13 protein-coding genes and 1 pseudogene are annotated in these 11,221 nt (G+C 64.8%); 7 read left to right on the plus strand and 7 right to left on the minus strand.

The features are described 5' to 3' along the window. Together WAW17_RS22955 and WAW17_RS22960 are read right to left on the minus strand one after the other, a co-directional pair. Positions 1-822: thiolase family protein (locus WAW17_RS22955; RefSeq protein WP_422335207.1), on the minus strand; the 822-nt coding region annotated here is incomplete at its 3' end. 47 nt (positions 823-869) lie between these two features. After that, on the minus strand, positions 870-2,195 hold the full coding sequence (locus tag WAW17_RS22960) for an MFS transporter (RefSeq protein ID WP_422335208.1): 1,326 nt from the start codon (positions 2,193-2,195) through the stop codon (positions 870-872). Positions 2,196-2,496: 301 nt separating this feature from the next. Here WAW17_RS22960 and WAW17_RS22965 point away from each other — a divergent pair, with 301 nt between their 5' ends. The 5 genes from WAW17_RS22965 to WAW17_RS22985 all read left to right on the plus strand — a co-directional run bounded on the left by WAW17_RS22965 (position 2,497) and on the right by WAW17_RS22985 (position 6,224). Continuing rightward, on the plus strand, positions 2,497-3,192 hold the full coding sequence (locus WAW17_RS22965; RefSeq protein WP_422335209.1) for a CoA transferase: 696 nt from the start codon (positions 2,497-2,499) through the stop codon (positions 3,190-3,192). Beyond that, a complete protein-coding gene (locus WAW17_RS22970; protein WP_422335210.1) occupies positions 3,189-4,382 on the plus strand; it encodes an acyl-CoA dehydrogenase family protein in 1,194 nt (397 codons plus the stop codon). The genes WAW17_RS22965 and WAW17_RS22970 overlap by 4 nt, the downstream gene beginning before the upstream one ends. Positions 4,383-4,415: 33 nt before the next feature. Next, positions 4,416-5,573 carry an acyl-CoA dehydrogenase family protein gene (locus WAW17_RS22975; protein WP_422335211.1) on the plus strand — a complete coding sequence of 386 codons (1,158 nt, stop codon included), beginning with the start codon at positions 4,416-4,418 and terminating at the stop codon, positions 5,571-5,573. Positions 5,574-5,710: 137 nt separating this feature from the next. Beyond that, positions 5,711-5,908 carry a (2Fe-2S)-binding protein gene (locus WAW17_RS22980; protein WP_422335212.1) on the plus strand — a complete coding sequence of 66 codons (198 nt, stop codon included), beginning with the start codon at positions 5,711-5,713 and terminating at the stop codon, positions 5,906-5,908. A gap of 100 nt (positions 5,909-6,008) precedes the next feature. Next, positions 6,009-6,224: an RNA-binding S4 domain-containing protein gene (locus WAW17_RS22985; RefSeq protein WP_422335213.1), complete on the plus strand. Its 216-nt coding sequence runs from the start codon at positions 6,009-6,011 to the stop codon at positions 6,222-6,224. A gap of 15 nt (positions 6,225-6,239) precedes the next feature. Here WAW17_RS22985 and WAW17_RS22990 read toward each other — a convergent pair whose 3' ends face one another. From WAW17_RS22990 to WAW17_RS23005, 4 genes are all read right to left on the minus strand, one after another. After that, positions 6,240-7,310: a maleylacetate reductase gene (locus WAW17_RS22990; RefSeq protein ID WP_422335214.1), complete on the minus strand. Its 1,071-nt coding sequence runs from the start codon at positions 7,308-7,310 to the stop codon at positions 6,240-6,242. Between the two features lie 23 nt (positions 7,311-7,333). Then, positions 7,334-8,125 (minus strand): pirin family protein, encoded by a 792-nt coding sequence (locus tag WAW17_RS22995; RefSeq protein ID WP_422335215.1) that lies wholly within the window; start codon positions 8,123-8,125, stop codon positions 7,334-7,336. 14 nt (positions 8,126-8,139) lie between these two features. After that, on the minus strand, positions 8,140-8,739 hold the full coding sequence (gene wrbA, locus WAW17_RS23000) for an NAD(P)H:quinone oxidoreductase (protein WP_422335216.1): 600 nt from the start codon (positions 8,737-8,739) through the stop codon (positions 8,140-8,142). Between the two features lie 86 nt (positions 8,740-8,825). After that, the gene (locus WAW17_RS23005; protein ID WP_422335217.1) at positions 8,826-9,335 is read right to left on the minus strand and encodes a VOC family protein; all 510 of its coding nucleotides are present in this window, start codon (positions 9,333-9,335) and stop codon (positions 8,826-8,828) included. 156 nt (positions 9,336-9,491) lie between these two features. Between WAW17_RS23005 and WAW17_RS23010 the strand changes: the two are divergent. Next, positions 9,492-9,868, plus strand: a pseudogene (locus tag WAW17_RS23010) (SRPBCC family protein). Here the strand turns inward: WAW17_RS23010 and WAW17_RS23015 are convergent. Beyond that, a complete protein-coding gene (locus tag WAW17_RS23015; RefSeq protein ID WP_422335219.1) occupies positions 9,859-11,013 on the minus strand; it encodes an MFS transporter in 1,155 nt (384 codons plus the stop codon). The pseudogene WAW17_RS23010 and the gene WAW17_RS23015 overlap by 10 nt on opposite strands. Here WAW17_RS23015 and WAW17_RS23020 point away from each other — a divergent pair. Then, the coding region (locus WAW17_RS23020; RefSeq protein ID WP_422335218.1) for a hypothetical protein at positions 11,012-11,221 on the plus strand (210 nt) is incomplete at its 3' end. The two genes, WAW17_RS23015 and WAW17_RS23020, sit on opposite strands and share 2 nt — an antisense overlap.

Genomic DNA, 11,221 nt, shown 5'->3' on the forward strand with positions numbered 1-11,221 from the left:
GGTCAGCATGATGACCGGGTCGTCGGCAGCGACGACCGCGGTGTGGATGCGGACGATCGGGGTCCAACCCTGTTGCGCCGCGTACTCACTGGTGGTGACCAGCACTGCGCCCGCGCCGTCGGAGATCTGGGAAGCATTGCCCGCGTGGATGACACCGTCTTCCTTGAACGCGGTCGGGAGCTTGCCGAGTGATTCCAGGGTGCCGCCGCGGCGAATGCCTTCGTCCTGCGAGAGGCCCGCGATGGGAGCGATCTGACCGGTGAAGGCACCGGCGTCGGTGGCAGCGGCAGAGAGTTCGTGCGAACGCAGCGAGAACTCATCGAGGGCGGTGCGCGTAAGACCCCACTTCTCCGCCATCATCTCGGCACCGACGCCCTGACTGAATCCGTCGATTCCGAACCGTTCGAGCACGTTCGGCGGGAAGTGCTCACCGTTCTTGCTGGCGCTCCCCATCGGCACCCGGCTCATCATCTCGACGCCGCCGGCGACCACCACGTCGTTCTGGCCGGAGATCACCGTGGCTGCGGCGAACGACACTGCCTGCTGACTGGAACCACACGCGCGGGTCAAGGTGACCCCGGGAACGGTTTCCGGCCAGTTCGCAGCCAACACGGCGGTGCGTGCAACATTTCCGGCCTGCTCGGCCACCTGGCCGACACAACCCCAGATCACGTCGTCGACCGACGCCGGCTCGAGGCCGGTGCGTTCGGCGAGCGCACCGAGTACGTGCGCCGAAAGGTTCGCGGGGTGGATGTCCGCGAGGGAGCGCCCACGGCGCCCGATCGGACTACGGACGGCATCGACGATCACGGCATCGCGCATGGTATTCCTTCTGCTGTATGGGAGGTGGATGAAGCGAGCGCCCCGGCTCAGGCTCCGCGAATGAGCGCGCGGTCGCGCTCCGGGTTGGCCAGGACGAGTACCACTACCGCAGCGATTGCGCCCACGACGCCGATCGCCTGGAACGCCGCCGCGTACCCTTCCGCGGCGGTGTCCGCATTGTCGACGAGAACACCGGTTGCGTAGGGGGCGACGAGGCCACCGGTGGCCATGATCGCCAGGAACACACCCATGGTGCCTGCGGTCTGCTGCGGCGGGCAGAGCTCGGAGATCGCGGCGTTGATCAGCGGGAAGGCAATTGCAGAGAGCCCGTATCCGACGGAGACCACGGCCACGGCGACAGCCGGAACGCTGAACTGCGGAAGCAATATCAAGACAGCGCTTCCGATCAGGACTCCGACACTGGGAACGACCGTGCGAAGAACCCGGGAAGATCCGCCGCGCTGGATGAACCTGTCGGTGAGGGAGCCCGTCGTGATCATCAGGACGAGACCGATCACCGACGGCAGAGCGAACATCGAACCGGCTTGCAGAGCACTGTATCCCAGGCCGACCTCGAAGTAAGACGGCAGCCAGGTGAGCACGACCGTGGTCAACGCGTAGACCGCAACGATCAGGATGGCGCAACTGACGAAGGTGCGGGTGAGAAAGATTCGACGCCACGGAACGCTCGGCTCCGTCTGAGCCGGTGCGGATTCGGTGGGCTTCTTGACCGCCGAGGTGGTGTACGGACCTTCCTTCCAGAGGGTCAGCCACAGGGCGATCCACACGGCACCGAGGATGGACAGCGACACGAGTGCTGCGCGCCATCCCATTTCGACGGCGATGAAGGCGAGGATCGGGGCCAGAGCGATCTTGGCGACCGACGCGGAGCCCGCGAGGAATGCGCCGGGCAGGCCGCGCTTGGCCGGCGGATGCCACGAGTAGGCGGCCGTGTGCATGAGGGCCGACGACGGTCCCTCGGCCAGGCCCAGTAACATGCGCGAGACGATCAGCGTCACGAAGCTTGCCGCAACGATGAGGGGCAGCATCACCACCGACCAGACGACGGCCAGAGCCAGCAGCGCCCAGCGCAGTGACATGTACTTGTTGAGTGGTCCGGCCAGGAATCCGCCGACCGTGAAGGTCAGGAAGAAGAGCGAGCCCACCAGGCCGATCTGCGAGGAGGTCAGACCGAGTTCACGGGCAAGGGGCTGGGCAATGATGCCGAGGACTGCCTTGTCTGCGTAGTTGACTACGTAGAGGAAGACGACGAGTCCGGTCATGCCCCAGGCACGCTTGCGGGTCACGAGGGTGGTGAGGTGGCCCGACGACGCAGAGGTCTGCGGCTCGGACACGGTTGGGCCTGTGGTCACTGGGAGTGTCCCTTCGGAAACTCGAGGTTGGGAGGCTCGGAGGTGGGGGCTCGATGCGACGAGCGTTACCGGCAAGACCCATTGAACGTGTGCTGGATCACGCAATCAATGGGGCATCGGCGAACCGACCGATCACGTTTACCTATGAGTCGCAGGTCAAAGGCATATCGACCATATTGGCGCGCGCTAACCAACCTATAGCTCATTAGTGTTGGTCCCCTCACACCTCGATGGTGCATTCTTGCTCCGACCCCTTCGCCGGCATCTTGCAACCCGGCGTCCCTGTGACGGACGAGGACGCATGACATTCACCGCAGGTTTCGATGACACACCGTCGTCGACCCCGCCACTCGCCGGCGTGCGCGTGATCGAACTGTCGGACGGCAGCAACAGCGAGAGCGCGACCCGCTTGTGCGGAACAACCCTGGCCCAGCTCGGTGCGGATGTGATCCGCATCGCGAGGGCGGAGGAGCACCGCAACCTTCCCGACCAGGGAAAACGTGTCTTCTCCGCCGATTTCCATGAACCCGGAGCGCAACGACTTCTTCGCGACCTGATCACGGATGCCGGGGCTCTCGTCACCACCGCTGCCGGAGGTGACCTGCTCGACTACGACGCATTGGCAGCGATCCGGCCCGACCTGATCTTCGTGCAGGTTCGCGGCGACGTCGAACCCGGGTCGCCTGCCGACCAGACGTCGTGCGGGTTGTTCGCGGCGCTTTCGGTTGTCGCGGCCGCCCACCGGCGTGAGGTCACCGGAGCCGGCGCGAAAATCGAGCTCTCGGTAGCGGACTTCGGACGTTCCGGCGCGCCCTTCGTGCCGGAAGACCCATTTTTCCAGCCGCTTTCGCACGTCCCACCGAACAGCGATCACACCGCAGCGGTTCTCGCCGAGTATCACGGGCTGACACCCGAGGAGATCGATCAGCTGGCAGCGGCCGGCACTATCCGTGTTCCCACCTGTTCCGCCCACGTCAACCAGAAGGACCGCGCATGACCCGTCTCGCCCACACTCTCGGTCTCACCGAGTTTCAGACCGATATCCTGGCCACGGTCCGGAAGTTCGTCGACCGCGAGATCATCCCCAACGCACAGGAATTGGAGCATTCGGACACCTACCCGCAGGCCATCGTCGACCAGATGCGCGAGATGGGCTTGTTCGGGTTGATGATCCCGGAAGAGTACGGCGGTCTCGGAGAATCGCTCCTGACGTATGCGTTGTGCGTCGAAGAACTGGCCCGCGGCTGGATGAGCGTCTCCGGCGTGATCAACACCCATTTCATCGTGGCCTACATGATCCGCCAGCACGGGACCGACGAACAGAAGGCGTACTACTTACCGCGTATGGCCACGGGTGAGGTTCGTGGTGCGTTCTCCATGTCCGAACCCGAGCTCGGTTCGGATGTCGCGGCAATCCGCACCAAGGCCAAGCGTGACGACGACGGAAACTACGTCATCAACGGTCAAAAGATGTGGCTGACCAACGGTGGCAGCTCAACGCTGGTCGCTGCGCTGGTGCGTACCGAGGAGGGTGCGGAGAAGCCGCACCAGAATCTCACCGCTTTCCTGATCGAGAAGCCTGCCGGTTTCGGTGAGGTGGTTCCCGGCATCACGATTCCCGGGAAGATCGACAAGATGGGCTACAAGGGCATCGACACCACCGAACTGATCTTCGACGGTTACCGCGCCGCTGCCACCGACATACTCGGCGGCACGCCGGGTCGCGGGTTCTTCCAGATGATGGATGGCGTCGAGGTGGGCCGGGTCAACGTCTCCGCCCGCGCGTGTGGTGTCGCGATTCGTGCGTTCGAGCTGGCGGCTCGATATGCGCAGCAGCGCAGCACCTTCGGCAAACCCATCGTCCAGCATCAGGCTATTTCCTTCTCGCTCGCCGAGATGGCCACCAAGGTCGAGGCCGCTCATCTGATGATGGTCAACGCGGCCCGTCTCAAGGACTCCGGCGAGCGCAACGACGTTTCCGCCGGCATGGCGAAGTACCTCGCCAGCGAGTACTGCTCCGAGGTGACCCAGGCCAGCTTCCGCATCCACGGCGGCTACGGGTATTCCAAGGAATACGAGATCGAGCGGCTGATGCGGGAGGCGCCCTTCCTCCTCATCGGCGAGGGCACGAGCGAGATCCAGAAGACCATTATCAGCAAGGGTGTAATGCGTAGCTACGCACTCTGATTCGTCTGCTTTCAACAAACAAGGAGTATTCCCGTGCAGCGTACGGTGTTCAACGAGGACCACGAAGCGTTCCGGAAGACGATCCGCGGTTTCATCGCGAAGGAAGTTGCCCCGGTCCATCACGAGTGGGAAGCCGACGGCCACCCGCCGCGAGACTTCTACCGCCGACTCGGCGAATTGGGCGTTCTCGGTATCCAGGCACCGGAGGAGTTCGGTGGCGGCGGCGAGGCGTCCATCAAATTCAATGCGGTGGTAGCCGAGGAGGTGTCGGCCGCGGGCGCATCCTTCGGTAGCTACTCCGTGCACACCAACCTGATTCTCCCGTATCTGCTGGAGCACGCGACCGAGGAACAGAAGCAGCGGTGGCTTCCCGGATTCTGTTCGGGTGAACTGATGTTTGCGATCGCGATGACCGAACCGGGCACCGGGTCCGACCTCGCGAACATCGCCACCACCGCGAAGCTGTCCGCCGACGGCAGCCACTACGTCGTCAACGGAGCGAAGACGTTCATCACGGGTGGTGTGCTCGCCGACCGCGTACTCCTGGTGTGCCGTACCGCACCGTTCGACCCCGAGAACCGGCGCGCCGGACTGTCGATCCTCGTTGTCGACACCATGACCGAGGGTTACTCGGTGGGCCGCAAGATCAACAAGATCGGCCTGAAGACCTCCGACACTGCCGAGCTCGCCTTCTCCGACGTCAAGGTCCCCGCCACGGACCTGCTCGGCGAGGAAGGCAAGGGCTTCGAGTACCTGACGCACAACCTGGCGCAGGAGCGTCTGACCATCGCGTTCGGCGCTTCCGCTACCTCGGCGGCAGCGCTCGAGCATGCCATCGCCTACACCAAGGAGCGACAGGTCTTCGGCAAGCCGGTCGCGTCGTTCCAGAACAGCAAGTTCGTGCTCGCCGAGTGCTCCACCGAGCTGCAGGCGGTGCAGATCGTGGTGGACAACGCCCTCGAGCTGCACGACCAGGGCCAACTGAGTGTGGCGGACGCCGCCCGAGCCAAGCTGTTCAGCACCGAAGCCGCGGGCCGGATCATCGACAAGTGCCTGCAGCTGCATGGCGGCTACGGCTACGTGCTCGAGTACCCGATCGCTCGTCTGTACGCCGATACCCGCGTCTCGCGGATCTACGGAGGCACCAGCGAGGTCATGAAGACCATCATCGCGAAGGATCTGGGCCTCTGACCTGGCCCACCCGAGTCGAGACCAGGAACAACCCTGATCCAGAATCATCACATTGTGACTACGATCACAGGTAAGCCAGCCCTTACTGGTGTAAGGTCAGGGAATCCTAAGTAACGACAGCTCGGAGGATGGTCGCGATGTACGTCTGCAGTTGCCACGCTTTGACACAGACACACATCGAGGCTGAACTCGCCGCCGGCAGCCGCTGCACCCGAGACATCGGGGCAGCATGCCGGGCCGGCACCGACTGCGGCGGGTGCGTCCGAAGCATCTCGGCGATCGTGCGGGACTTCCGCGGCCGGGACGTGACCGCGGATCTCGAGACGGCTGTCTGACAGATCCGACGGAACTGGTTCTCTCGAAGTTCACTCACCGGCCATTCGCCTGGTCACCGACACAAATACGGATTTCACCGATAACGCGCATCGTTGGGGTATGACCTCGTCTGACGCGGCATCGGTGTTCCATTTCCTTCAGCGCAGCGGCCTGGCCTCGTCGCCGGGACACGCTGCGGCTCTCCTCGTGGAGGGTGTGGTGCGAGTCAACGACGTGCCCGTGCGCAGCCCCCGCCACACGCTCCGAGAGAACGACGCCGTCTCCGTCGACGGAAACCATCGCGTCTACGCCGCTCGAGCGATGGCCCTGCAATAACCGCGCTGCGGCGCTCTACCCGGCTCGGCTGACGGGTCTTCGCCCTTCCACCGCCCCGACCAGCAACTCCTCGATGCCTTCCGCCGTCACCTCGCGCGGATTCGGGTAGGGAGTGGCGGCGGCCGCCCGCGCAGCAGGCGGCACGTCCTCACGCGTGAATCCGAGCGCACCCAACGACGTGGGACCACCCAGCCCCGCGACGAGCTCGAACACTCCTGCCGCCGCGTCGGTCACTCCCATGACGTCGGCGATCCTGTCCATGACTGCGGGAACCGCGGCGGCGTTGTATGCCATTGCGTAGGGCAGGACCACCGTGTGAGTGGCCGCGTGCGGGAGGCCGAAGGTGCCGCCGAGGATATGGCAGAGCTTGTGATGCAGCCCCATCCCGACCGAGGCGAGGCACTGCCCGGCCAGCCAGGCCGATTGCAGCAGTTCAGCGCGTGCGTCCACGTCGCCGGGCTTCGCCATGACGAAGGGGAGGGCGCGGTTGATCCCGGCGATCGACTCGAGCGCCATGCCGTCGGTCACCGGATTCGCCTGCTGCGAGTACAACGCTTCCACCGCATGCGCCATCGCATTGACCGCACTGGTCAGAGTGAGGGGCCGCGGCATGCCCAGCGTCAGGTCCACGTCGTAGATCACGGTCTCGGGCAGCACATCCGGTGAGGATTGCGTGGTCTTGACGCCGTCGGCCGTCTCACCGAGGACCGGGGTCACTTCCGATCCGGCATAGGTGGTCGGGAGAATCACCTGGTCGTACCCGGCGCGCACCGCGAGCGCCTTCGACAGTCCGGTGGCGGAACCGCCCCCCACGGCCACCACGCAATCCACCGCGGCGGCCTCCGCGACTGCCAGAGCCCGGGCCGTCACATCGGTGGGCGTATGCATCGCCGCTCCGGTGAAGCGAGCGACCACCATCTCACCGAGCTGATCGGTGATCATTGCCGCGACGTCGCCGAGGCGCGGTCCGGCCACGAGCAGAATGCGGCTGCGGCGCAAGCGCTCCACCTCGTCGCGGACGGCAGCCACCGTCCCGCTTCCGAAGATCACCCGGGAGGGCAGGGTGTTGTAGACGAACGAGCGCATCGTCCCGAATCCTTCCCGTGCGGCTAAGCGACGATCGTGGCGTGCATCTCCCACACGATGATCTCGGCACCTGTTCCGGTGGTCAACTGCTGGCCACCGGAACCGCTGAGCCGTACCGCGTCACCCTCGGCGAGCAGTCCGACGCCTTCCATCGAGGCCTCGCCGCGAGCGACGAAGACGTGCAGAAAGGGCGCGTCGGGCAGGGTGATCGGCTGCTGCCCCGGTTGCATGCGGGCGACGTGCATCGCGGCGTACCTGTTCTTGATCCGGATCGCGGAGTGATCGGCATAGGCGTCCATTCCCGACGCCACGGGGACGAGGCCGCCCGCCAGCAGTTCGGAATCGATCTCGAGCTGCTCGTATCCGGGCGTGATGCCGGCCTCGTCGGGTATCACCCACATCTGGACGAAATGCACGGGGTCGCTGTGCCTTCCGGCATGTGTGCCGGTGACGCCGTCGAGGCGCCAGGAATCGTTCTTCTCCGAGTGCAATATCCCGGTGCCCGCACTCATCCGCTGCGCGAGACCGGGATAGATGACCCCGGAGTGTCCCATCGAATCCTGGTGCACCAGCGAACCCTGCAGCACCCAGGTGATGATCTCCATGTCCTGATGGGGGTGGGTCTCGAAACCCTGGCCGGGAACGACGGTGTCGTCGTTGTTGACCATCAACACCCCGTGGTGAGTGTTGGCCGGGTCGTAGTGACGGCTGAACGAGAACGAATGCTTGGAATCCAGCCAGCCGGCGTCGGTCGTGAAGCGGTCGTTCGCGCGGCGGAGATCGATCTGCGGCGCGACAGTGGCGGAGGTGCTCACGGATTCTCGTCCCTTCAGTCGGCGAACTTGGTGGCGATGTCGACCACGCGGGTGGCCATGTGGTCGAGCGCGGCGAGGGTCGTGGCGTCGAGGTCGTTCTGGTTGTTCGGGCCGGTCACGTGGCCGACTCCGTACGGGTTGCCATCGGCGAACTTGGTGGGATCGGTGTATCCCGGCGGCACGAGGATGCCTCCGAAGTGCATCAACGATGTGTACAGGCTGGCGAGAGTGGTTTCCTGACCCCCATGGAGGGTCTGGCTGGAGGTGTAGGCGGCGTAGACCTTGTTCGCAAGCTTGCCCTGCGCCCACAACCCACCGAGCGAATCCATGAACGCCTGGAACGGTGCTGCGGTGCTGCCGAAACGAGTCGGGGAACCGAAGATCACGGCGTCGGCCCACTCGATGTCTTCGCCGGTGGCCGCGGGCAGATTGCTGGTCGCCTCGTAGTTGGCACTCCACGCCGGGTTCTCGGCGAAGGTGGCGGGATCACGCGTTTCCGTGATATGCCGCACGCGCACCTCCGCGCCGGCGGCCTCCGCCGCCTTGGCGAGGCGCCCGGCCATCGTGGTTCCGTGGCCCGTGGCGGAGTAGTAGATGATCGAGAGTTTGGTCATGACGAAGCCTCCTGGTGGGAGTGTGGGTCGCTCGAGCGGGAATTTTGTATCGATGTCAACGAGCTCGTGGATGTCGGGCCGGAGAGTCAGAGCACCTTCGAGCCGTACATCTCGCCGAGTGGGTCGGCGATGAGTTCCAGCCGGGCGCCGTCGGGATCGCGGAAGTACAGCGAGACCTCGCTGTGTTCGACGAGTTCGACACCCGCATCGGCAAGCTTGGTCCGAAGGTGCTCCCAGCGATCCGGTTCGACGCTGATCGCGATGTGGTGGAGGCCGCCCAGAACTTCCTGGTAGGGCCCAACGTCGAGTCCGGGGAAGTCGAAGAAGGCGAGCAGGTTGCCGTTACCGATGTCGAAGAAGAAGTGCGACGATCCTGGATAGTCGCGGTTTTCGATCAGCTCGGTGAGCGGAAATTCCAGTACGTCCTGATAGAACCGGATCGTGCGCTCGACGTCACTGCTGACGAGTGCGGTGTGGTGCAGCCCGCGAGCGGAGGAGGTGGGCCGCGACTGCGGCGGCAGCAGGTGGCGGGCACGCACACGTTCACGCTGCACCTCGCATTGCCGCGCCCGTTCCTTTTCGGCAGCTGCGTTCATCGCAATCGCACCTCTCTTTCGCTCGGTCCGACGATGTAATTCCACTTTCAACTATATTGCACGCATATCGTTGCGTTGTCAACTACTTGTCTGCTGTCGGATCCCCCCGGGTACTGGCGAACGGTCACCTCGGGGGCGAAACGAAAGGACGCGTCGATGTCAGTCTCGGTGTCGGACCAGTTCGAAATCGCAGCAACCGCTGAGCAGGTGATGCGTGCCCTGACCGCGGTCGAACGCATCCCGGAGTGGTCGTGACGCTGTCCATTCTCGGCATGTCCGATACCCAGGTGGTCGAACACACCTGGACCGGGAACGAGGGCACGACCTGGACCCTGGTCGACAGCCACATAAAGAACAGCCAGGATGGCGAGTACCGCCTGACGCCCTCCTCGAACGGAACCTCGGTGCAGGTGACGATGTCGATCGACACCAAGATCCCGCTGCCCGGATTCATGATGAAGCAGGGTCGGAGACACGCGGTGAAAACGCTCCGCAAGGGTCTGACCAAGTTCGTTCTGAACAATTACGTCTGACGGAGGGTGTCGTGCCGGGGCAGCTTGCGGGTGCCACGGCTTTCCCGTGCCAGCGCGGCCAGTGCGACAGCGGCGAGCACCGCAACTGCGGTGGTGAAAACCAGGCCGGCAGTGACGAGTCCCCACACCTCGGCTGCCAGGCCCACACCGATCACCGGGAGCGAGATCGCCACGTACACGACGACGAAGAATGTCGAGGCGACCTCGGCCTTCGCGTCGGGATGCAGGGAGGCGGTGATCTCGGCGACGCCCTTGCTGAAGGTCATTCCCTGACCTGCGCCGGCCACGATTCCGCCGACGACCAGCGCCGCCAGGGAATGTCGGCCCAAGGCGAGCGCGACGAGTGCCATCCCCGCGATCAGCAGGCTGCACCCGACGTTGAACGACACGGCGACGGGCAGTGATCGAAAACCGATCTGCGCGGCAGCCGAGGCCGCAAACACGGCGAAGACCACGAGGCCTGCGACTGCGCGGTTACCCATCCCGATCACGTCAGCAAGAAAGGTGGGCGCCACCGCGGTGAACAGGCCGAGGACAGCGAACCCGGCAAAACCGGCGATGGAAGCCCGCACGAAGGTGGCGCGGACGACTGGCGGTACCGACAGTCGTTGCAGCCGCGGGCGGGCGTGAGGGGCTACTTTCACGGTTTCGGACACGAACGCCAGTGCGATCGCGGCGACGGACAGCAGGACGAGGTGCGCCGCAAACGAGGCCTGGAGCGGATGGGGAAGGAACTCGACCGCGAGACCGGCGAGAAGGGGACCGAGCCCGAGACCTCCGATGTTGACCGCGGTAGCGACGAACGGTGCGCGCGCCCGCCACTGCGGAGGTGCCGTCTCCAGCACGGTCACGGTCGCCGCTCCGACATAGATCCCGGCGGACAGCCCGGAGAACACTCGTCCGCCGAGCAATTCCCACACCGAGTCGGCCACCAGGAAGAACACGGCACTGATCGCGGCGAGGACCACCCCGGCAAGGAGGAGCGGTCGTCGTCCCAGGGTGTCGGACCACCGCCCGAACGCCATGAGCGCGGCAAGAACTCCGGCAGCGTACGCCGCGAAGATCACCGTCACGACCAGAACGGAAAACCCGAACTTCTCTTGATAGAGCCCGTACATCGGGGTCGGCAACGTCGTCCCGAGCATGACCACCGCAAACGTGTATCCCACAGCGGCGAACGCCAGGCGTGGGCTGAATCTGGCAACGGGCAATGGCAACAACCTCCTCGGTCTCCAGCCAGTATTGCCGGACACCCGGGATCCCAACCCGGTCGATCCGAAGCGTTACACCACGGAAACGGGCCGCGCCCAACCTGACGGGAGCCGAGCGTTCGCCATTCAGCAGGAGCTACGA

The sequence above is a fragment of the Rhodococcus sp. (in: high G+C Gram-positive bacteria) genome, from assembly GCF_049286785.1.
Taxonomy (GTDB): Bacteria; Actinomycetota; Actinomycetes; order Mycobacteriales; family Mycobacteriaceae; genus Rhodococcus_F.